General features: G+C 72.1%; 15 protein-coding genes. 11 read left to right on the plus strand and 4 right to left on the minus strand.

What is annotated here, in order from left to right:
• Positions 1 to 8 precede the first annotated feature (8 nt).
• On the minus strand, positions 9 to 1208 hold the full coding sequence (locus tag ACFPIH_RS07495) for an ROK family transcriptional regulator (protein ID WP_381169438.1): 1200 nt from the start codon (positions 1206 to 1208) through the stop codon (positions 9 to 11).
• Between the two features lie 186 nt (positions 1209 to 1394).
• On the opposite strand from ACFPIH_RS07495, the gene ACFPIH_RS07500 reads away from it, so the two are divergent.
• From ACFPIH_RS07500 to ACFPIH_RS07525, 6 genes are all read left to right on the plus strand, one after another.
• Positions 1395 to 3137 carry a peptide ABC transporter substrate-binding protein gene (locus tag ACFPIH_RS07500; RefSeq protein ID WP_381169440.1) on the plus strand — a complete coding sequence of 581 codons (1743 nt, stop codon included), beginning with the start codon at positions 1395 to 1397 and terminating at the stop codon, positions 3135 to 3137.
• 2 nt (positions 3138 to 3139) lie between these two features.
• Positions 3140 to 4099 carry an ABC transporter permease gene (locus ACFPIH_RS07505; protein WP_381169442.1) on the plus strand — a complete coding sequence of 320 codons (960 nt, stop codon included), beginning with the start codon at positions 3140 to 3142 and terminating at the stop codon, positions 4097 to 4099.
• On the plus strand, positions 4096 to 4977 hold the full coding sequence (locus ACFPIH_RS07510) for an ABC transporter permease (RefSeq protein ID WP_381169444.1): 882 nt from the start codon (positions 4096 to 4098) through the stop codon (positions 4975 to 4977). The genes ACFPIH_RS07505 and ACFPIH_RS07510 overlap by 4 nt, the downstream gene beginning before the upstream one ends.
• Positions 4974 to 6641: a dipeptide ABC transporter ATP-binding protein gene (locus tag ACFPIH_RS07515; RefSeq protein WP_381169446.1), complete on the plus strand. Its 1668-nt coding sequence runs from the start codon at positions 4974 to 4976 to the stop codon at positions 6639 to 6641. The genes ACFPIH_RS07510 and ACFPIH_RS07515 overlap by 4 nt, the downstream gene beginning before the upstream one ends.
• Positions 6638 to 7579 (plus strand): ROK family protein, encoded by a 942-nt coding sequence (locus ACFPIH_RS07520; RefSeq protein ID WP_381169448.1) that lies wholly within the window; start codon positions 6638 to 6640, stop codon positions 7577 to 7579. Before ACFPIH_RS07515 ends, ACFPIH_RS07520 begins: the two co-directional genes overlap by 4 nt.
• A 92-nt stretch (positions 7580 to 7671) precedes the next feature.
• Positions 7672 to 7800: a hypothetical protein gene (locus ACFPIH_RS07525; RefSeq protein WP_381169450.1), complete on the plus strand. Its 129-nt coding sequence runs from the start codon at positions 7672 to 7674 to the stop codon at positions 7798 to 7800.
• Between the two features lie 42 nt (positions 7801 to 7842).
• Here the strand turns inward: ACFPIH_RS07525 and ACFPIH_RS07530 are convergent, their stop codons facing one another.
• Positions 7843 to 9237 carry a DHA2 family efflux MFS transporter permease subunit gene (locus tag ACFPIH_RS07530; RefSeq protein WP_381169966.1) on the minus strand — a complete coding sequence of 465 codons (1395 nt, stop codon included), beginning with the start codon at positions 9235 to 9237 and terminating at the stop codon, positions 7843 to 7845.
• Between the two features lie 152 nt (positions 9238 to 9389).
• Here ACFPIH_RS07530 and ACFPIH_RS07535 point away from each other — a divergent pair, with 152 nt between their 5' ends.
• A complete protein-coding gene (locus tag ACFPIH_RS07535; RefSeq protein WP_381169452.1) occupies positions 9390 to 9821 on the plus strand; it encodes a MarR family winged helix-turn-helix transcriptional regulator in 432 nt (143 codons plus the stop codon).
• Between the two features lie 60 nt (positions 9822 to 9881).
• On the opposite strand, the gene ACFPIH_RS07540 is transcribed toward ACFPIH_RS07535, so the two are convergent.
• Positions 9882 to 12215 (minus strand): M4 family metallopeptidase, encoded by a 2334-nt coding sequence (locus ACFPIH_RS07540; protein ID WP_381169454.1) that lies wholly within the window; start codon positions 12213 to 12215, stop codon positions 9882 to 9884.
• A gap of 245 nt (positions 12216 to 12460) precedes the next feature.
• Here ACFPIH_RS07540 and ACFPIH_RS07545 point away from each other — a divergent pair, with 245 nt between their 5' ends.
• Together ACFPIH_RS07545 and ACFPIH_RS07550 are read left to right on the plus strand one after the other, a co-directional pair.
• Positions 12461 to 14188 carry an RNA ligase family protein gene (locus ACFPIH_RS07545; protein ID WP_381169456.1) on the plus strand — a complete coding sequence of 576 codons (1728 nt, stop codon included), beginning with the start codon at positions 12461 to 12463 and terminating at the stop codon, positions 14186 to 14188.
• Entirely contained in the window at positions 14188 to 17190 is a 3003-nt protein-coding gene (locus ACFPIH_RS07550) for a poly(A) polymerase (protein WP_381169458.1), read from the plus strand. The genes ACFPIH_RS07545 and ACFPIH_RS07550 overlap by 1 nt, the downstream gene beginning before the upstream one ends.
• A 46-nt stretch (positions 17191 to 17236) precedes the next feature.
• Here ACFPIH_RS07550 and ACFPIH_RS07555 read toward each other — a convergent pair whose 3' ends face one another.
• Positions 17237 to 18184: an AraC family transcriptional regulator gene (locus ACFPIH_RS07555; protein ID WP_381169460.1), complete on the minus strand. Its 948-nt coding sequence runs from the start codon at positions 18182 to 18184 to the stop codon at positions 17237 to 17239.
• A 100-nt stretch (positions 18185 to 18284) separates the two neighbouring features.
• Here ACFPIH_RS07555 and ACFPIH_RS07560 point away from each other — a divergent pair, with 100 nt between their 5' ends.
• Both ACFPIH_RS07560 and ACFPIH_RS07565 read left to right on the plus strand, forming a co-directional pair.
• Entirely contained in the window at positions 18285 to 19193 is a 909-nt protein-coding gene (locus tag ACFPIH_RS07560; protein ID WP_381169462.1) for an MBL fold metallo-hydrolase, read from the plus strand.
• A 333-nt stretch (positions 19194 to 19526) separates the two neighbouring features.
• Positions 19527 to 21194: a glycosyl hydrolase family 28-related protein gene (locus tag ACFPIH_RS07565; RefSeq protein ID WP_381169968.1), complete on the plus strand. Its 1668-nt coding sequence runs from the start codon at positions 19527 to 19529 to the stop codon at positions 21192 to 21194.
• Positions 21195 to 21239 lie beyond the last annotated feature (45 nt).

Raw genomic sequence — 21239 nt, forward strand, 5'->3', positions numbered from 1 at the left:
ACAGGTCGTCACGGATGGTGGCGGTCGCCGGTGACCGCGCGCAGCGCCTCCGCGAGCGCCCGCTGCAACGCGAACTGGCCCGCGCCGACCAGCCCGGCGTCGGCGCCCAGGCTCGCCCGCTCGATCGCCAGATGCTCGGTCACCAGCGGATGGCAGCCCTCGTACAGCTGGCTTCGTACGGCGGCGACGAAGGGCTCCAGCGTGGAGAGGATCCCGCCCAGGTACACGGCGTCCGGGTTGAAGAAGTTGACGTTCGCGGCCAGCACCATGCCGAGGTAGCGTCCGGCCTGCCGTACCGCGCGGGTGGCCTCGGGGTCGGCGTCGGAGGCGCGTCGTACGACGTCCTCGGTGGAGGTCACCGCCAGGCCCCGCTCGCGCAGGATCCGCACGAGCGCCGCGCCCGAGGCGACGGTCTCCAGGCAGCCCGTGTTGCCGCAGGAACAGGGGATGTCGTGGGCGGCCTCGACCCGGACGTGGGTGATCTCGCCGGCGGCGCCCGAGCCGCCCCGGTAGAGCCGCCCGTCGGCGATGACGCCCGCCCCGATCGCCGTACCGGTCTTCACCATGATCGACTGCCGGCGCTCGGGCGGCTGCACGGTGTGCTCGCCGACGGCCATGCAGTTGGCGTCGTTCTCGATGGCCGCCGGGACGCCGAAGCGGTCCTCGAGCCAGGCGCGGACGGGGAAACGGTTCCAGCCGGGCATCCGGGACGGGAGCGTGACGACGCCGGAGGCGAGGTCGACCGGGCCGGGAAGGGACAGGCCGACGCCCTTGAGCAGGGCCCGGCCGTGGTGCTCGGCGAGGCCCTCCAGGGTCTGGGCCAGTCCGGGCAGCGCGGCCTCGGGTCCTTCGTCCGTCGCGAACGGCACGGTGGACACGTCGGTGAGCCCGCCGCCGGGCAGCACCACGCCCACATGGGCGTGCCGGCCGCCGAGTTCGGCCGCGACCGCGAAGCCGTCGCTGCCGCCGAGGCGCAGCACCTTGCGCGGCCGGCCGCCGGTGGAGGTCACCGTGCCCTCCTCCGCGACCAGTCCGAGGGCGAGCAGCTGGCTCACCGTGAACGAGATCGTCGACGGGGCGGCGGCGAGCAGTCCGGCGAGCTCGGTGCGCGTCGACGCCCGCCCGGAGGCTAGGAGTTCGAGGACGCGCTCGGCCAACGACGAGACGCCGGAGGTGTGTTTGCTGCGCGGCGGACTTTTTTCGGCCATGAACCAACTAACTTCCGGTATCAGCGGCTGAGGCGTCGAGCGTATGCCCGTGACCGCCCCTCCGCGCTTTTTCCAGAACGGCAGTAACAGGCTTTTTACAGCGGTGCGTCTGTTTCTCCCAACACAGCGGTCGTTGACTGGTTTTCCCACCCGCCTCCGGTTTCCAGCACTCCCCCGAGGTGACCCATGTCCCCTGCTCGCACGAGACTTCTCGCCGGTGCCGCCCTGTCCGCGGGCACGCTGCTGCTCGCGGGCTGCTCCGGGACGAGCGGCACGTCGTCCGCGTCCCGTGACTCCATCAACTACGCGCTGCCAGCGAACTTCACCCCGAACTGGATCCTCCCGATCGGCACCCCGGCGCACCTGAACACCAACAACATCTCCATCGCGAACACCCTGTGGGAACCGCTCGTCGCCTACGACGGTTCGACCGGCAAGATCGCCTGGAACAAGGCCGGTTCCCTCGCCACCGCCGCCGACTTCGCCGCCGACAACAAGAGCGTGACCATCACCCTGGGCGACCGGCACTGGAGCGACGGCAAGCCGGTCACCTCGGCCGACGTGAAGTTCTGGTTCGACCTCATCAAGGCGAACAAGACCGAGTGGGCGGGCTACAACCCCGGCAAGGCGCCCGACAACTGGACGTCCTTCAAGACGGTCGACGACCGCCACTTCACCCTCACCTTCGACAAGGCGTACAACCCGCAGTGGATGCTGGCCAACGAACTGAGCCTCATCAACCCGCTGCCGCAGCACGTCTGGGACAAGGAAGGCGACGCCAAGAAGGACTGGACGTACCTCAACGACGCGGCGAAGAACATCTCCGGCTACGCCTCGAACCCGTTGTGGAAGACCATCAGCGGCCCGTACGCCGTCAAGTCCTTCTCGACGGCCGGCAAGGTGGTCCTGACCGCCAACAAGAAGTACGACGGCGGCGAGAAGCCGGGGATCGGTACGGTGAACCTGCTGCCCTTCACCACCGCCGACGCGGAGAAGAACGCGCTGCGCTCCGGAAGCGTCGACTACGGCTACATCGAGGCGACCGACCTCGACCAGAAGGAGCAGTTCACGTCCCAGGGCTACGCGGTGAAGCCGTGGTCCGGGTGGGCGATCACGTACATGCCGTACAACTTCGAGAACCCGGCCATGGGCGCCGTGTTCAAGCAGCTCTACGCCCGCCAGGCGGTCCAGCGGTCGATCGACCAGACGAGCCTCGCGAAGGTCGTCTTCAACGGGACGGCCGTGCCCGGCTTCGGACCGATCCCGCAGGGGCAGTCCTCGGACTTCCTCTCGCCCGTGCAGAAGAGCAACCCGTATCCGTTCTCGACGGACGCCGCACGCCAGTTGCTCACCGACCACGGCTGGACCGAGCAGGGCGGCGTCATGACCTGCACCGAGCCCGCGAAGTGCGGTGAAGGCATCGCCAAGGGCACGAAGTTCGAGATGCAGGTGCTGTCGCAGTCCGGCTCGACGGTGACCGACAACATGATGAGCGCGATCCAGTCCTCGCTCTCGAAGACCGGGATCAAGTTCGCGATCAAGACGGCGCCGGTGAACTCGGTGCTCTCGCAGACCCCGCCGTGCACGGCGAGCCAGTCGATCTGCAAGTGGCAGCTGTCCTTCTTCGGCACCGCGGGAAGCTGGTACTTCAACGCCTTCCCGACCGGCGACTCGCTCTTCCAGTCCAAGGGCGGCTCGAACTTCGGCGGTTACTCCAACGCGGGCGTCGACACGCTCATCTCCGCGTCCACCACGTCGAGTTCGAACCAGGCGATCCAGGACTACAGCGCGGCCCTCGCCAAGGACCTGCCGGTGATCTGGCTGCCGGAGCCCGTCTACCAGATCTCCGTCATCCGCAGCGGCCTGGGCGGCTTCTCCCAGGACTCCCTCGCCAACTTCCACCCGGCGCAGTGGAAGTGGACCAGCTGAGCATGGACACCGCGCTGTACCTGACCCGGCGGCTCCTCCAGGCGGTGGCCGTGATCCTCATCGTCACGGTCGTGGTCTTCTGCCTGCTGCACGCCCTGCCCGGGGGTCCCGCACGCGGGATCCTCGGCCCGCAGGCCACGGCCCAGCAGATCGCCGCGTTCAACCACCAGCAGGGCCTCGACCGGCCGCTGCCCGTCCAGTACGTCTACTACCTGCGCACCCTCTTGCAGGGTGATCTCGGCACCTCGTACACCCTCAACGAGGCCGTCTCCCGGCTCATCGAGCAGCGGCTGCCGAAGACCCTGGTACTGACCGTGCTGTCGGCGCTGGTCGGTCTGACGCTGGCGATCCCGCTCGGGATGTGGCAGGCGGTGCGGCGCAACAAGGCGGTGGACTACGCCGTCACGACGCTGAGCTTCGTCGCGTACTCGACACCGGTGTACTTCCTGGGCCTCCTGCTGATCCTGCTGTTCACCCAGACCCTGCGCTGGTTCCCCTCGCAGGCACCCCAGGGCGACACGCTGGCCCAGGTGTTCGCGGACCCGGCGGCGCTCGTCCTGCCGGTGGTCACCGGGGCCGCGTCCATGATCGCCGTGTTCAGCCGGTACATGCGGGCCGCGACCCTGGAGAACCTCGACGAGGACTACGTGCGCACCGCCCGGGCCGGCGGCTCCCGGCCGGGCGCGGTCCTGTGGCGGCACGTCTTCCGCAACTCCCTCACGCCCGTGATCGCCATGCTGGGCTACTACGTGCCCGTGCTGTTCGGCGGCGCCCTTGTCGTCGAGCAGCTCTTCAACTACCCGGGCATGGGGCTGCTGTTCTGGAGCGCCGCGCAGTCCTCCGACTATCCGGTGCTGCTCGGCTGTGTCCTCGTCATCTCCGTCGCGACCGTGATCGGCACGCTGCTGGCCGACGTCGTACAGCGGATCGTCGACCCCCGAGTGAGGACGGAGCGGACATGACCGCCGTACTCCAGAACGCTCCCGTTCTCGAACCGGTGGCCGGCTACCGCCTGCCCCTGCGCCGGTTCCTCCGCAACAGGCTGGCCGTCGCCGGACTCGTGGTGGTCGTGCTCTTCCTGCTGTTCTGTTTCGCCGGCCCGCTGATCCACTCCACGGACCAGACGCACACCGACCTGACCCAGGTGAACCTCGCGCCGGGCGGCGCGCATCTGCTGGGCACGGACGCCGTCGGGCACGACGAACTCGGGCGGCTCATGTACGGCGGGAAGGTCTCGCTGCTCGTCGGGCTCGCCTCCGGCATCCTCGCGACCGTCATCGGAACGCTGTGGGGCGCGGTCGCGGGTTACGCCGGCGGCTGGGTGGACGCGGTGATGATGCGGATCGTCGACGCGGGCATCGCCATCCCGGCGCTGTTCATCCTGCTCGTCGTGTCCGCGATCACCACCCCGGACACGCTCGGCCTGATCGTCGTCCTCGGCCTGGTGTCGTGGCTGGTTCCGTCCCGCCTTGTGCGGGCCGAGACACTCACGCTGAAGAGCAGGGACTACGTCCTGACGCTGCGCGCCATCGGCGGCGGCCACGGCCGGGCGATCGGGCGGCACATCCTGCCCAACTCGGTGTCGACGATCGTGGTGGCCGCGACGTTCCAGGTCGCCGACGCGATCCTGCTCGTGGCGTACGTGTCGTATCTCGGCCTGGGCGTCCAGCCGCCGTCGACCGACTGGGGCGGCATGCTGTCGGCCGGTCTGACGGCCGCGTACTCCGGGCGCTGGTGGCTGATCGTTCCGCCGGGCCTCGCGATCATCCTCGTCGTGTGCGCGTTCAACGCGATCGGCGACGGACTGCGCGACGCCTTCGACGTGAGGGGGCGCGGATGACCGTCCTGGAGATCGAGGACCTCGGGGTGACCTTCTCCACCGACACGGGCGAGGTGGCGGCCGTACGCGACGTGTCCCTGTTCGTCCGGCCGGGCGAGACGCTGGCGCTGGTCGGCGAGTCGGGCTCCGGGAAGTCGACGGTGGCGCTGGCCGCGATGGGGTTGCTGCCGGTCAGCGCCCGGGTGTCGGGGCGGATCTCGGTGGACGGCACCCAGGTCGTCGGCGCCGGTGAGGCGGAACTGGCGGGCCTGCGCGGCCGTACGGTCTCCATGGTGTTCCAGGAGCCGGCCACCGCGCTGGATCCGCTGACCCGGGTCGGCGCGCAGATCGCGGAGGTCGTCCGCAACCACCGTCCGGTGTCGCGCGCCGAGGCCGCCCGCGCCGCGGTCGAACTGCTGCGCAGGGTCGGCATTCCGGAGCCGGAGCGCCGGGCCTCGGCGTTTCCGTTCCAGCTGTCGGGCGGGCAGCGGCAGCGGGTGGTCATCGCCATGGCGATCGCCAACTCGCCCGCCCTGCTCATCGCCGACGAGCCGACGACCGCCCTCGACGTCACCGTGCAGGCCGAGATCCTGGACCTGCTGCGCGCGCTCGCGGCCGACTCGGGCACCGGTGTTCTGCTGGTCACGCACAACATGGGCGTGGTCGCGGACTTCGCCGACCGGGTCGCGGTGATGCTGGAGGGGAGGGTCGTGGAGACCGGGCCGGTGGAGGAGGTACTGCTGCGTCCGTCACACGAGTACACCAGGCGGCTGCTGGCCGCCGTACCGCGACTGGCGGTGAGCGAACCGGAGGGTGCCGAGGTCCGGGCGAAGGACACGGGAGCCCAGGCGGAGCCGGCCGGTGGGGCGACGGTGGTCGAACTCCGGGACGTCTCGGTGCGGTTCGGCCGCGGACGTCGTACCGTCACGGCACTTGGGGACGTGTCGCTCACCGTCCGGGCCGGTGAGACCGTCGGCCTGGTCGGCGAGTCCGGTTCCGGCAAGTCCACGGCGGCCCGGGTCGCGCTGGGGCTCGTCCGCCCGGACCGGGGATCGGTGGCGCTCTTCGGCAGCGATCTCGCCCGGACGCGCGGCCGGGCGCGGCGTTCACTGCTGTCCGGGGTGGGCGTGGTGCTCCAGGACCCGGTGGCCTCGCTGGACGCGCGGATGAGTGTCGCGGAGTGCGTGGCCGAGCCGCTGCGGGTGCACCGGCGGCGCATGTCCGCCGGTGAGCGGCGCGCGCGGGTCGCCGAGGTGCTGGAACTCGTGCGGCTGCCAAGGGAGTTGGCGGCACGCGGGCCGCGTGAGCTGTCCGGCGGACAGCGGCAGCGCGTGAGCCTCGCGCGGGCGCTGGTCCTCGAACCCCGGCTGCTGGTGGCCGACGAGCCGACCAGCGCGCTGGACGTCAGTGTGCAGCGGACGGTGCTCGAGGTGATCACCGAGTTGCAGGCCGAGCTGGGCTTCGCCTGCCTGTTCGTGTCGCATGACCTGGCCGTCGTACAGGAGTTCGCGCAGCGGGTCGTCGTCATGCGGTCCGGGAGCGTCGAGGAGGAGGGGCCGACCATGACCACGCTGCTGCGCCCGCGGACGGAGTACACCCGCCGTCTCATCGCGGCCGTACCCGTCCCTGACCCCGTCCTGCAACGCCGGCGGCGGGCCTCGCTCGGGCTGGAGGCCACCGCGTGACGGCGGCTGTCGAGGTCGTCGCCGGTGTCGACATCGGAGGGACGACCACCCAGGTGGTGCTGTGCGCGGCGGACCTCGGCGTGATCGACCGGCTCGGCGTGCCCACGCCGGCGGCCGAGGGCGGGGCCGCGATGGTCGGGGCCGCGCTCGACGCCCTGCGCCGCCTCCTCGACCGCACACCCTGCCGGCTGCTCGGCGTCGGGGTCGGTGCGGCGGGCGTCGTGGACGCACGGGCCGGGCGGATCCTGGTGGCCAGCGACTCCTTCCGCGACTGGGCGGGTTTCCCGGTGACGGCGACGGTCGAGGAGGCGCTGGGCGTACCGGCGTCCCTGGACAACGACGTCAACGCGTTCCTGCGCGGAGAGGTCGCGCGGGGCGCGGTCGCGGGCGAGCGGCATGTGCTCGGGATGACCCTCGGCACCGGGGTCGGCGGTGCGCTGTGGCTGGACGGCGCCCTGTACGACGGCCCGAACGGCGCGGCCGGCGAGATCGGGCACGTGCCCGGCTTCGGCGGCCTGCGCTGCACCTGCGGCGGCCACGGCCATCTGGAGACCCTGGCGTCCGGCCGGTCGATCGCCGCCCGCTACGCCGAGCGGACCGGGCGGAGCGGGGCCCGTTTCACCGCCCGCGGGGTCGCCGAGGCGGCGGCCCTCGGCGACGCCGACGCGCTCGCCGTGTACGAGGCGGCCGGCGCCGCCGTCGCCCGCGCGATCCTCGTCGCGGCAGGCCTGCTGGACGTCACCACCTTCGTGATCGGCGGAGGCGTCAGCCGGGCGTGGGCGCTCCTGGAACCTTCGCTCCGGCGCACGCTGACCGCCGAACCCCCGGTCAGCGGACACCCGGTCCGGGTCCTGCCCGCCGCGCTGGGCGACGACGCCGTGGCGGTCGGCGCGGCGTCCCGGGTCCGGGCGGGACTGGACAGGGTCACCCGCGCCTGACCCGCCGAGCCGCAGGAAGTCGGCAGACCCTGCTGCTGCCCGTCCACGGCCCCTGGTCCACGGCAGGGCAGCTCATCGACCACGTCCGCGCCGTGCCGCCCCAGCGGGTACCGGCCGTCCACGACGGCGCGCTCGACGACATCGGCACCGCCATGGACGGAGGTCTCCCCAGCACCCCGTACACACGCCTGTTCGCAGGCGGCAGCCTCGACCCGGCCTGAGCGCCGTGCGTCCGCCGGCCCGACTCGGCTCGTCGGCGGCCGTCAGCCGACGTTCTCGTGTCCGGTCCGCAGCGGTGTGGAGCTGCTGGAGGCGGTGGTGCCCCGGGCCGCCGCGCGGGCCGCCGCGTCCGGGAGGGTGAAGGCGAAGGCCGAGGTCACGGCCGCGAGGGCGGCGAGGGCCAGGTAGGCGTTCTGGTAGGCGCCGACGGGCGGATCGGCGGAGGCCGCCGCGGGGGTGCCCAGGACCAGGGCCGTGGTGACCGCCGCCGGCGCGAGTGCGCCTCCGGTCTGGCGTACGACCGTGTTGAGGGTGGACGCCTGGGCCAGGTCGCGCCGGTCGATGTTCGCGAGCGAGGCAACCGTCGTCGGCATGAAGACCCCGCCCATGGCGATGCCGAGCAGCAGCATGTAGGCCCGGAAGGTCCACAGGCCGGTGTTCTCGTCGCAGGTGGAGAGGAGCAGGAGGACCACGGCGACGCCGGCCAGGCCGCACCCGACGATGACCCGGGGACCGACGCGGGCGTAGAGCACTCCGGCGACCTGGACGGTGAGCAGGACACCGAACGCCTCGGGGAAGGTGCTGGTGCCCGACTCCAGAGCGGTACGCCCCTGCGCCTCCTGGAGGAAGAGCGGGCCCAGGTACATGGCGCCGAGCATCGGGACCAGGCCGACGAGATTGATCAGGTTGGTGTCGCGGAAGAGCCGGTCCGCGAAGAGGCGGAGCTTCAGCAGCGGCTCGGCGGTGCGCAGTTCGAAGACGACGGCCGCGGCCAGCAGCATCGCGCCGAGGGCCAGGGCCGTGACCACGGGTACGGAGGACCAGCCACGGTTGGGGCCTTCGCAGATCCCGAACATCGCGGCCCCCAGCCCGCCGGCGCTCAGCAACAGGCCGGTCAGGTCGAACCGGCCCGGCGGACGACCGCGCTGCTCCACCAGGAAGAGCATGCCGAACACCACGACCGGGACGCCCACCGGCAGGTTGACGTAGAAGACCCAGCGCCAGGACATGTGGTCCACCAGCAGCCCGCCGAGAATCGGCGCCGCCGCCGGGGCTATCTGCTGGGGAATGATCATGTACCGGGACATGCGCACCTGCTCCGAGGAGTTGAAGGTGGCGAAGAGCAGCGCCGCGGAGGCGGGGAAGAGCACACCGGCGGACAGTCCCTGGACCGCGCGGTAGGCGACCAGCTCGGCGAGACCGGCCGCCGTGCCGCACAGCAGCGACGAGCCGAGGAACGCTGCGAGCGCGGTGAGCAGGACGCGTTTGGCCCCGAGCCGTTCGACCAGCCAGGCGGAGGCGGGGATGGCCATGGCCAGGCAGACCGGGTAGACCACGACCACGCCGTCGAGGGCGGCCGTCGTCAGGTCGAACTGGCGGGCGATCGAGGGCAGCGCCACCGTGGTGATCGCGCCGTCGACGATGGCGATGAACGTCACGCTGACGCACAGCACGGGGACGACCAGGCGCTGGCCGGGGCGGACGAGGCGGAGAGGCGGCGGGAAGCGGCGAGGGAACGACGACACATGCTGAGCATACTCAGTATGTGGGTGCTCATAGAATCGGGTTTCCGGCGGAACGGGGAGCGGTCATGGCAGTGCAGGGCAGCAGCGACATCCTGGTCGACGAGTTGTACGAGACGACGCACCAACTGCGTCGCTTCGTGGAGGCGCGGCTGCGGACCGGCGGCGCCTCGGTCGCCCGGCTGCGCGCGCTGCGGATGCTCGCGCGAGCGCCGGAGCCTCTGCGCATGCGGGACCTGAGCGAACAGACCGGTGTGTCGGCACGGACCACGACCAGCATCGTCGACAGCCTGGAACGCGACGGTCTGGTCGAGCGCGTACGGCACCCGCACGACCGCCGCGCGTTCCTGCTCCGCCTCACCGACAAGGGCGTGCGGTGCCACCGCGAGGCCGAGACGACCGACCGCGACGCCCTCGCCGAGGCCACGGCCGGCCTCGGCACCGACGACCGCGCCCAGCTGCGCGCCCTGCTCTCACGCATCCGCGACGCCACGGTCTGACGACGGCCCCGGCCGCGGGTTCGCGGCCGGGGCGCAGCGGAATCGGGGCGGGTCAGGTGGTCAGAAGGTCAGGCTCCAGCGGTCGAGGTAGCCCGGGTCCACGGTGAAGATGCCCGGGGTGTTGTCGGTGACGCGCAGCTTCCACGCGCCGTTGGCGGGCAGCGCGGAGGCGTCGACGGTGAAGGTGTCGTGCAGTTCGGTGCCGGTGTCCCAGACGAAGTCCTTGACCATGATCACGGTGCCGTCCTCGGCGACGAGTTCGATGATCTGGCCTCCGATGAAGGCGTGGTACAGGTCGACGGTGACCTTGAGGTCGGAGGGCGCGTTGCCGGTGCGGCCCGTGACACGCAGGGGTGACTCGATCGTCCGCCAGTTGGGGATGTCGAAGCGGTCGGGGTTGACGAAGTGGTCGTCGCCGGAGGCCAGGACCTGCCAGTCGTAGGACAGGTCGAGCTTCTCCGCCGCGGAGTTGGTGAGGGTGATGGTGACCGCGAAGGTGCCGGCGCGCGTGGGTGTTCCGGAGATACGGCCGTCGGCCGGGGTGAGGGTCAGGCCGTCGGGCAGTCCGGTGGCCGCGTAGGTGAGCCCGCCGGGGCGGGTGGACGTGGCGGTGATCTGCCGGCTGACCGGCTGGCCGACCGCCGCGTCGCGGGTGGAGGGGGCGTCGGCGGCGATGTGGTTGCGGTAGCGCGGGCCGACGTTGACCGCCGCCCAGGCGTTGCCGACCGCCTCGTAGGCGTCGCTGGTGGGGCCGAACAGGTCGGCGGCCGCCTGAAGGGTGGCGGTGCGGGCGCCGGCGTAGTCGGTGGTGCTGGTCATGTAGCGGGTCAGTGCCCGGTACCAGACGTTGGTGGCGTTCGCCAGGCCCAGCGCGGCGACGGGCTTGCCGTCGTAGGTGGGGCTGTCGTAGGCCACGCCGTTGATGGTCGTGGCACCGCTGCCCTCGGCCAGCAGGTAGAAGAAGTGGTTGGCCACCCCGGAGCTGAAGTGCGGGTCGAGTTTCTTCGTGCCGGCGGTCCAGTAGTCCTGTGAAGTCCCCTTCGCGGAGGCGTCCTTGGACGGCTGGTCCATGTAGCGCAGGGGTTTGCCGGTGCCTCGGACATCGGCCAGTTCACCGATGAGGTAGTCCGGCGGGTCCTGGGTACCGCCCGCGAAGAACTCCACCGCGGTGCCCATGATGTCGCTGGTGGCCTCGTTGAGCCCGCCCGATTCGCCGGAGTAGACAAGGCCGGCGGTGGCGGAGGTGACGCCGTGGGTCATCTCGTGTGCGGCGATGTCCAGTTCGGTGAGCGGGTGCTCGCCGTCCAGGCCGTCGCCGTACGTCATGCAGAAGCACAGGTCGTCCCAGAACGCGTTGGCGTACCCCGTGCCGTAGTGCACGTTGGAGACGGCCCCGACGCCGTCGTCGGCTATGCCGGCGCGGCCGAAGCGGTCGTGGTAGAAGTCCCAGGTGCGCTGGGCCCCGTAGGCCGCGTCGACCGCTGCCGTCTGCCGCGTGGCCGGGTCGCCGTCGCCCCATACGTCGTCGGCGTCCGTGACCAGGGTGCGGACGCCGCCGGTGACATCGTAGGTGCGGTGGTTGCCGCGCTGGGGATCGGCGAGTTCGTAGACGTCGCCCTTGCGCGTGGAGGCCAGCGGCACCGTTCCGCTGTACTGGCTGTGGCCCTCGCCGGCCTGGATGTCGTCGTACGAGGTGATCCGGGCGCCGGTGACGGCGTCGGTGATCACATGCAGACGGCTCGGCGTGCCGTCCTCACGCACCCCGGTGACAACGTTATCCCAGGCGATGCGCGGGGAGTTGTCCGCCGCCCAGACGATCCGCCGCGACGAGGCCGCGCGCTCGGACGTGAGGGAATGCTGTTCGTCGGCTGCCGCCAGCGCCGTCCTCCTGGCCTCGGCCGACGACACCGCCGCCTTGGTCGTGGGCACCCGGAGCGTCTGCGGTGTCGTGCCCGTGACGCCCTGTCCGCCGGCGCGCTCGTGCACGATCAGGTCGGCCCCGATCACGGGGAGTCCGGCGTAGGTGCGGGTGTAGCGGGTGTGCACGGTGCCGTCGGCGTCCTTGGCGACGTCCTTGGGAACCAGGCCGTCCTTGCCGCCCATTCCGAGGTCGTGCGCCGTGCCGGCGGCGGACTCGGAGGCGTGGTCGAGCAGTTGTGCGCGCTGCGTCCGCGACAACGGCACGCCCAGCGCCCCGGGTCTGGGCTCCGCCTCGACCTGCCGGGGCGCGGGTGATCCGGAACCGGGTGCCGAAGCCGACGCCGGCCGTGCGGTCGGAGCGCCGACCAAGAGCACGGCAAGGCCGACGGTGAGCGCGGCGGTCAGGTACCCGCGTCGGGGTCCCGTACCCAGAGGTGATGGTGAACGGCGTTCGTTCATGGGCGAGTTGGTCATACGGGCATCGTTGTAGGGCGCCGGGGGCGTTGTCACCATTGCGATGATCGTTGTCCGAAAGTCGGTCAAGTGGTCGCCGACGTGCGGTAATCGGGGCGGGCCGCACCACGTGTGCCTTTACACGGCGGCAATACGGCGCTTACCGGCAAGTTTGGCCATATGCCACCTGCCGAACGGGGCGGCGGTCGGTGCGGCCGGAGGTAATCCGTTGGAGGACTCGTTTCAGCCGGTCCTATAGTGCCCGCATGCGTACCTCCTACCCGCGAACTCCCCATTTGCCCTGGTCACCGGGTGCCTCCGCCGACGATGTGCGAGCCGGGGATCTGAGTGGGTTCGTCGGGCGGGAGGTCGTCGTCACCGAGAAGCTCGACGGGGAGAACACGACCCTCTACGCCGACGGGCTGCACGCGCGGTCCGTGGACTCGGCGCACCATCCCTCACGGACGTGGGTCAAGGCGCTGCACGGGCGGGTGGGGGTGCGGATACCGGCGGGGTGGCGGGTGTGCGGGGAGAACGTGTACGCGCGGCACTCGATCCCGTACGACGCCCTGGAGAGCTACTTCTACGGATTCTCCGTGTGGGACGAGCGCGGCCGGTGTCTGGGCTGGGACGCGACCGTGTCGTTCCTGCGGGGCCTGGGGGTGCCGGTGCCGCCGGTGTTGTGGCGGGGGGTGTTCGACGAGCGGGCGCTGCGGAGGCTGCGGGTGGAGACCGGGCGGCGGGAGGGGTACGTCGTACGGACCGTGGAGGGCTTCGCGCGCGACGAGTTCGCCGGGCGGATCGCCAAGTGGGTGCGGCCCGGGCATGTGACGACGGGGACGCACTGGATGCACGCGGCCGTCGTGGAGAACGGGCTCGCCCCGGCGGCCGCCCTGTGGGCCGTGCGGTCGGGGGCGGCCACGGATGCGGACGCGCTGGCCCGGCACCTGGGCGTCGCGGACGAGGACGCGAGTGCGGCTGCCGATGTCGGTGTACGTCTCGATGCCCTGGAGCGTGGTGGGGACGCGCGGCTCGCGGGGGTGCTCGCCGCGCTGTGCCGCCGTACGCCACGGGCGCGGCTGATGGCCCGGACGGCCGGGCCGCTGGGCGTGGCGCTCGCGCGGAGGGTCGCCGATCTGGTGGGACTGCACACCGCGTTGCACCGGCCGTATCCGGACGCGGAGCGGCGGGCCGGGCTCGTACGGATGGCGTTCGCGGCCGATCTGGGGGTGCTGCACGCCGTCGCGAGCGCGGTCGCGGTCTCGGGGAAGGGGCGGGAGAGCGAGCAGGTGGAGTGGTCCGCGCTGCACGCGGAGGAGGCCGGGCTGCTCGGCGAGGCACCGCTGGGACCGCTGCGGGCCGGGCTGCGCGAGGCGCTTCGGCGGGACGGGATCGGCGGGGAGGCCGGGGACCGCTGCTGGGCGGAGGCGCGGGAGGCGTACGCCCGGGGGCGGGTCCGCACGGTGGAGGAGGCCGTCGCGGCCACGTGGCGGTGGCGTGGCGGGGACTTTCCCCGGCTGGTGCACCTCGTGGGGCCGTCGGGCAGCGGGAAGAGCGGCTTCGCGGCGCGGCTGGAGGGTGTCTCGGCGCGCGTCTCGCTGGACGGCCTGCGCGAGGAGCGCGGCGCGCGGGCGGACCAGAAGGCGAACGGGGAGGTGCTGCGGGAGGGCCTGCGGCGGCTGGACCGGGCGCTCGCGGCCGGTGGCACGGTGGTGTGGGACGCCACGTCCCTCAACCCGAACCAGCGGTCGCTGGTGCACGCCGTGGCCCGGCGACGCGACGCGCTGACCACGCACGCCGTCGTACTCGCGGACGAGGACGACCTTCTGCGGCGCAACGCCACGCGTGAGCATCCGGTGCCCGCGGACGTGCTGGCGGGCCAGTTGCGCCGGTTCGTGCCGCCGTATCCCGGACAGGCGCACCGCACCTGGTACGTGGGCGCGGACGGGGCCGTGCAGGACCGCGACGGCACACTGGAGGGGGAGGACGTCTGATGCGTACCAGCGAGGAGATCTACCACCGGGTGCGCTGGGACGCGCGGTTCGACCCCGCGCGGTTCGTGTTCGGCGTCAACCAGCGCGGCGCCGCGCCCAAGCGGGTGCCGCTGCCGGCGTTCGTGCCGGGCGGCGAGATCCCGTGGCACCGGGTGCTGTTCGTGGAGGCGGACGGCGAGCTCGTGTGGGACCGCGCCACGGGCGTGGACCGCATCGACACCTCCGGCGCCGGCCGGGTGCGCGAGCCGCGGCGGCTGCGCGCGCCCTTCTTCACGGCACGCACCCCGCACGCCTGGGACGCGGATACCGGCCGATGGGCCCCCGCGGAGCCCACCGCGCGGGCGGCGGCGGGGCGGGACCGGGTGCGGGTGCTGACCTGGAACACGCTGTGGGACCGCTACGACAGCCACCGCATCGACACCGACCGGCGCCGCCCCCTGCTGCTCGAGGCGCTGGAGCGCGCCGACGCGGACGTCATCGCGTTGCAGGAGGTCGAGGCCGGGCTGGCGGCCATGCTGCTGGACGCGGCGTGGGTCCGGGCCGCCTACACCATCGGCACCGACCCCCGCGGCAGGGACGTCGACGACTACGGGCTGCTGCTGCTCAGCCGGCTCCCCGTGCGGGAAGCGGCCCTGCATGTCCTGGGTCACCACAAGGCCGTCACCGCCGTCGTCGTGGACACCGCGTCCGGACCGCTGACCGTGGCCGCCACCCATCTGACGAGCGACCACTCCACGGACGGTCCGGCCCGGCGCGGGGCCGAACTGACCCGGCTCGCCGAGGGACTGGCGGGCGTGGCGGACGGTCTGGTCCTGGTCGGCGACTTCAACGACGGCGGCCCGGGCCCGGCGCGCACGCTCGGCATGCTCGACGCCTGGACCGAGACGCACGGTCCCGACGACCACTCCCCCACCTTCGACCCCCGCGTCAATCCGCTGGCCGCCGTCTCGTCCCTGACCGGCCGTGTCTCCCGCCTCGACCGGGTCCTCGTCCGCCCCGGCGCCGGGCCGCGCGTCACGGGCGCCGCGCTGCTCGGCGACACACCCGCCGCTGACGGCTTGTACATCTCCGACCACTACGGAGTCGCCGCCGACCTGCACGTCGGCATCGGCACACCCGTCGACGTGCTCGACATGCTCGACGTGGCGCCGTCACCGCGTACGGCGCTGGCGTGGGTTCCGCCGCGCGAGCTGTGGCCGGCGCTTCAGGAGGTGCGCCGGGACCACGACGTGCAGATCCGGCGCTGGCCGCCGCACGTCAATCTGCTGTTCGGGTTCGTTCCCGAGTCGGACTTCGAGCGGGCGGCGCCGCTGCTCGCCACGGCCGCACGGCAGGTCGCGCCGTTCACGGCCCGGCTGGAGGGACTGCACAGCTTCGGGCACCGGCAGGACGCCACCGTGTGGCTGGACCCCGCCGCTGCCGACGAGACGCCGTGGGCGGAGCTGTGGCAGGCGCTCGTGCGGCGCTTCCCGCGCTGCCGTGGACGCCATGACGGGTTCACCCCGCATCTGAGCCTCGGCCGGACCGATGACCCGCACGCCGTCGCCGTCGACTGCGCGGCCCGCCTCTCCCCCGTGACCGCGCGGGTCGGTGAGCTGGTCCTGCTGTCCCGGCGGGCGGACGAACCGATGCGTCCGCGTGCCACCGTCGCCCTCGGCACCGGCGAGCTGCGGTGGCTTCCCGAGCCGGCGGTCGGACGGCCCGACCGGGGACGGGAGGACTGGGCCGCGCCCGCCGCCCGCGCGGGCGTCCTGCCCGCCGCGGACGACGCGACGGCCGAGCGGGTCGTGCGGCGCCTGACGGACCTGCTCGGCGAGGGGGTCGTCCACCTCGCCGGGTCGCGGCGCATGGGCTGCGCGCTCGACGGGTCCGACCTGGATGTCGTCGCGGCACTGCCCGGCACGGTGGACCTCACGGCGGTACGGGACCGGGTCGCGGCGGCGCTGCCGGGCGCCGAGCGGGTGCGGGAGGTCGTCGGCGCGCGGGTGCCGGGTCTGCGATTCCACGTCGAGGGACTCGACGTGGACCTGGTGGTCGTGGCCACGGGGCCGGTGCCCGCGCACGACGCGGTGGCCCGGCGGGCGGAGTTGGGTGAGGCCGCGTCGGTCGCGCTGAGTGCCGTGTCCGACGCGGACGCCGTCCTGGCGGCCGTCGGCGCGCGTCGGGCGCCCCTGTTCGCTGAGCTGGCGCGCGGCGTGAAGGCGTGGGCGAGGGCGCGCGGGCTGGACGCGGCGCCGTTCGGCGGGCTGCCCGGGGTGGCCTGGGCGGTGCTCGCCGCCCGTACGGTCCTGGAGTCACCGGACGTCACGGACTCCGGTGAGCTGCTACGACGGTTCTTCGGCACGTGGGCCGCATGGGACTGGAGAGAACCCGCCACCCTCGCCGGGGACAGCCACGACGTCGGCGGGACTCTCGCCGGGGACAGCCACGATGTCGGCGGGACTCTCGCCGGAGACGGCCACGAGACCCGTGGGGCCCTCGCCGGGGGCGGCCACGAGACCCGTGGGGCCCTGACCGTGATGACGCCGAGCACTCCCGTGCGGTCCTGCACCGGACAGGTCGGCCCGGGCGGGCGGGACCTGCTGAGCCAGGAGTTCTACCACGCCTGGGAGACCGTGGAGGCCAATGCCGGGTCGGCTACCGGTCCGTGGCCCGAGCTGCTGTCCCCGCCGCCCCTGCACCGGCGGCACGCCGCATGGGCCCTCGTGACGATCCTGCCTCGGCGGGCGGAGGACTTCGACGCGCTGAACGGACGTGTGCGCGGGCGTATGCGAGCACTGCTCGGCGCGCTGGAGGAGGCCGGGGTGGAGGACGCGCATGCCTGGCCGCGCGTACTGGTCCCCGCCCCCGCGGCCGGCAAGGGAGTGTCGTACGCGATCGGGCTCGGGCGCACACCACTCACCGCGGAGCGGCTCGCGGACATCGCCGGCCGGTGGGGCGCGGGTCTGCCGGGGGTGGAGGTGGCGCGCGTCGAGGGCGGGGAGGTTCCCACGCTGCGGTGAGGTGAGGTCACCGTGCCTCGAACCCTCGGACCGCCCGCTGTCGTTGTCACCGCGACGGCTTCGCAGCACACGCGGCCGATGATCGGGCCGCGGCCTTCGCTCGGTACCGCCCCGGTGTCGTACCGAACTCCCGCTCGAAGGCGTGTGAGAGTGCGTACGGGCTGCCGTAGCCGACGCGGCCTGCGATGGCGGCCAGGGTGTCCGGGGTGTCTCGGAGCAGGGTGGCGGCACGGATCACGCGCCACCAGGTGAGGTACGCCATCGGAGGGCGGCCGACCAGGGTGGTGAACCGGCGCGCCAGGGTGGGACGGGATACGCCCGCCTCCGCGGCCAGGCGGTCGTTGGTCCACGGGGCGGCCGGGTCAGCGTGCAGCGCCCGCAGGGCGGCGGCGGTCACCGGGTCGCCCAGTGCGCTGGGCCAGGCTCCGCCGGTGTTGTCGCTCATCCAGGAGCGGATCATGTAGACGAGGAGGAGGTCGAGCAGGTTCGGAAGCGCAACCCCGGAGCCGGGCCGTGTCTCGTCCAGCTCACCGGCGAGCAGGTCGATCGCGGCACGGAGTTCGAGGTGGCTGCCCACACGGCTGGGAAGGTGGACGACCTCGGGCAGTTCCGCCAGGAGCGGGTGCAGGCGGCTGCAGTCGAGCCGGTACTTGCCACAGAGCATCTCCGCCTCGCAAGGACCCGGCCGGGCTCGCGGTCCCGCCTGCGCAAACCACTGCTCGAAGGACACCGCCTTCGCCGTCGCCGCCGCGTCGACCGGGGAATCGGCGATCACATGGCCCGCGCCGTGGGGCAGCAGCACCGCGTCACCCACACCGAGGGACACCGGGGCGCCGCCGTCGGGCAGCAGCCAGCAACTGCCCTTCAGGACGACATGGAAGCCCGCGCCGTCGTACGGGTCCAGCCGCGCGCACCAACTCCCGCTCGTCCGAACCCGGTTGGACGAGGGGTGCCCGAGGCGCACGGCGGAGATCGCGTCGCTGACCACATCCATCCCCGCAGGGTATCTCTTGTATATGGCATGAGACGGATGCGTATTTCCATGAGCAGGACAGGCATTGAGAGGATCGTCCGGCCTTCCTAGGCTCGAACGCATGACGAACGAGAGTGTGCAGAGCATCGTGCTGGGGGATGTCGAGGTCATCCGGGTAGTCGAGTGGCAGGGGCCGTTCCTGCCTGCCTCCGACCTGGTTCCTGAAGTTCCCGCAGATGTGTGGAAGGACAACGAGGACTGGCTGGCGCCGGACCACTGGGAGCCGGACAGCGGCCGGACGGTGCTCACGCTGCAGACCTGGGTGCTGCGCAGCGGTGGGCGGACCGTCCTGATCGACACGGGAGTGGGCAACGGGCGCGAGCGACCGGGCACGCCGCCGTTCCACCACTGGCAGGGTGATTTCCTCGGCCTCCTGGCGAGGGCGGATGTTCGTCCGCAGGATGTCGACGTCGTCGTCAACACCCACCTCCACGTCGACCACGTCGGCTGGAACACCGTTGACGCGGACGGGGAGTGGGTCCCGACGTTCCCCAACGCCCAGTACCTCGTTCCGGCCGCCGACGACTTCCATTTCGGTCCGGACAACGCGTACGAGAACGGCCGCCAGGAGGACAGCCGTCTGATCTACGAGGAGTGCATCGCGCCCGTCCACCGGGCCGGACAGGCCGTGCTGTGGGACGGCCTCCACCGCATCGACGACCACCTCACCCTGGAGTCGGCGCCCGGCCACACCCCCGGCTCGTCCGTGCTGAGACTCGCGTCCGGGAGCGACCGGGCGGTCTTCGCGGGAGATCTGCTGCACAGCCCGGTGCAGGTCCTCCACGCCTCCTGCAACAGCGCCGCCTGCCAGGCCCCTGAACAGGCGGCGGCCAGCCGCCTTCGGATTCTCGGGCGGGCGGCCGACGAACGTGAGTTGCTGGTCCCCGCGCACTTCGGTGGTGCGGGTGCCGTGGAAGTCCGACGGGAGGGCGGCGGGTTCGCCCTCGGCCCGTGGGCGGCAGCCGGCTGACGACCGACCACTGCCCGCCAACTGCTGCGGCACCCGTCCTCGGGCGGGTGCCGCAGCAGTTGGCGGGCACTCCAGCACCAGGGGTCCGCCCTGGCCCCAGGCGTCTCATCATCTGGCAGCCAGTTCACTCATCTGAATCGACGGTGTCGGCCCCTCCCTGGAGATCCAGATCAAGTAAGCGCTGCACGACCCCTTTCGCACTCCTGAGTGCCGTGGCATGCTCACCGAACTCAACGCACCTCTGAACTTCGTTCACATCCATGAAAAGACGCATGGGAAGACGGAGCGAGTATGAGAGACGCGCACACGGCCGCCATGGGTGACCGGAATGACATGGGCATGACCAGACGGGCCCTGCTGGGGAGCGCCGTCGTCGTAGCGGCCGGCTCCGGTACCGCCTCGGCAGCCGACTCGGCGACCGCGACGGCCAACACCCCACTCCTCTGGCGGGAGTTCAGGCACTCGCCCTTCACCCACCCGCAGATCCCGTACATCGGCCGAGCCGGCTGCCGCGCCGGGGCGGTCCGCCTCCCCCGCCGCCCCGCCGTCGCCGACGTACGCGACTTCGGCGCCGTGGCGGACGGCAGGACCGACTCCGCCCCCGCGATCAACCGTGCCATCGCCGCAGCCGGCCGGGCCGGCGGTGGCACGGTCACCATCCCGCCCGGCACGTTCCGGATCGACGACGTGATCCGTGTGGACCACTCGAACGTGACCCTCAAGGGCGCCGGCAGCGGCCGTACGACGCTGTACGCGACGAAGAACCTCACCGAACTGATCGGCGCGTACGGCTCCCGCTACGGCGGCGACAAGTCGGGCTGGTCATGGGCGGGCGGGCTGATCTGGCTGGCCCCGAGGGCCCGTTGGGCTTCGCTCGTCTCCGCGATCAGGGCCAAGGCATGGCCCTTCGAGGGCTGGACGGGCAACAGACGCGACGAGTGGCGCCCGCTCACGGCGATCGTCCCGGCGCGGCAGGGCTCATGGACGATAACGGTGACGGACGCTTCGTCGCTGCGCCCGGGCGCCCTGGTCCTCCTCCGCCTCGCCGACGACGCGGAGCACTCACTCCTGGAGCACATGTGCGGCGGCGGCCCCGGACCGGAGAGCTATCCCTGGGGCGACAAGACGAAACTGACGTCGTACGTCCCCTACGAATGGCCCGTCCGCATCGCGCGGATCCGCGGTCGCAAGGTCACCCTCGAACGCCCGCTCCCGCTCGACGTACGCCCGGAGTGGAGCCCTCGACTGACCACGCATATACGGGAGTTGACGGGCTCGGGGGTCGAGGGCCTGACCCTGGAGGCGACGGAGACACCGCAGCAGCCGCATCTGCTGGACAAGGGGTACAACGGCGTCGTCCTCCAGTGCGCCTACGACTGCTGGGTGGACGACGTGACGGTCCGCCACGTCGACAACGGCTTCGGCCTCGTGTCCGCATCCGCGTGCACCCTGCTCCGTACACGTGTCACCGGCCGCGGCTCCCATCACCCCTACTTCTGCCGCGAGGGGTCGCACGACAACCTCATCGAGGACTTCACGATCGAGGAGCGCACCAGCCCCGCGCCCCCGAACACCCAACTGCACGGCATCAACGTAGAGGGACTGTCCTCGTACAACGTCTGGTCGCGCGGTGACATGCGGACGGGCACCTTCGACAGCCACCGCGGCCTGCCCTTCGCCAATGTCCGCACCGACATCACCGTGAACAACAACGGCCGCCACGGTGGTGACGCGAGTGCCGGCCCGCTCTTCGGCGCCCGCTTCACGCACTGGAACATCCGCGTCACCAACGACCGGGCCGGGCTGGTCAAGATCGATGCCCTGGCGCCGTACTCCGCCACCGTCGGCGTCAACACGGTCAGGGAGTTCGACCAGATCGACGGCCCCGACTTCACGGGTGACCTGCACACGCGCCTGGAGCTGTACGGCAGCCGGCGCGCGGTACGGCCGTCGAACCTGCACGCGGCGCAGCGCGAGCTGAGGCGCGCGCCCGGCGCCTAGTCCGCCACGCGCCGGAAGCCACATCTCTCCCGCGTCTGTCCTCGG

It is taken from the genome of Streptomyces vulcanius (assembly GCF_042653945.1).
In the GTDB taxonomy this organism is placed as follows: Bacteria; Actinomycetota; Actinomycetes; order Streptomycetales; family Streptomycetaceae; genus Streptomyces; species Streptomyces mangrovi.

Bases quoted from the DNA above. Each gene is read 5' to 3' on its own strand.
- ACFPIH_RS07565 (WP_381169968.1), top strand. From the start codon at position 19,527: ATGGGCATGACCAGACGGGCCCTGCTGGGGAGCGCCGTCGTCGTAGCG.
- ACFPIH_RS07560 (WP_381169462.1), top strand. From the start codon at position 18,285: ATGACGAACGAGAGTGTGCAGAGCATCGTGCTGGGGGATGTCGAGGTC.
- ACFPIH_RS07555 (WP_381169460.1), bottom strand. From the start codon at position 18,184: ATGGATGTGGTCAGCGACGCGATCTCCGCCGTGCGCCTCGGGCACCCC.
- ACFPIH_RS07505 (WP_381169442.1), top strand. From the start codon at position 3,140: ATGGACACCGCGCTGTACCTGACCCGGCGGCTCCTCCAGGCGGTGGCC.
- ACFPIH_RS07550 (WP_381169458.1), top strand. From the start codon at position 14,188: ATGCGTACCAGCGAGGAGATCTACCACCGGGTGCGCTGGGACGCGCGG.
- ACFPIH_RS07500 (WP_381169440.1), top strand. From the start codon at position 1,395: ATGTCCCCTGCTCGCACGAGACTTCTCGCCGGTGCCGCCCTGTCCGCG.
- ACFPIH_RS07495 (WP_381169438.1), bottom strand. From the start codon at position 1,208: ATGGCCGAAAAAAGTCCGCCGCGCAGCAAACACACCTCCGGCGTCTCG.
- ACFPIH_RS07515 (WP_381169446.1), top strand. From the start codon at position 4,974: ATGACCGTCCTGGAGATCGAGGACCTCGGGGTGACCTTCTCCACCGAC.
- ACFPIH_RS07545 (WP_381169456.1), top strand. From the start codon at position 12,461: ATGCGTACCTCCTACCCGCGAACTCCCCATTTGCCCTGGTCACCGGGT.
- ACFPIH_RS07535 (WP_381169452.1), top strand. From the start codon at position 9,390: ATGGCAGTGCAGGGCAGCAGCGACATCCTGGTCGACGAGTTGTACGAG.
- ACFPIH_RS07510 (WP_381169444.1), top strand. From the start codon at position 4,096: ATGACCGCCGTACTCCAGAACGCTCCCGTTCTCGAACCGGTGGCCGGC.
- ACFPIH_RS07540 (WP_381169454.1), bottom strand. From the start codon at position 12,215: ATGACCAACTCGCCCATGAACGAACGCCGTTCACCATCACCTCTGGGT.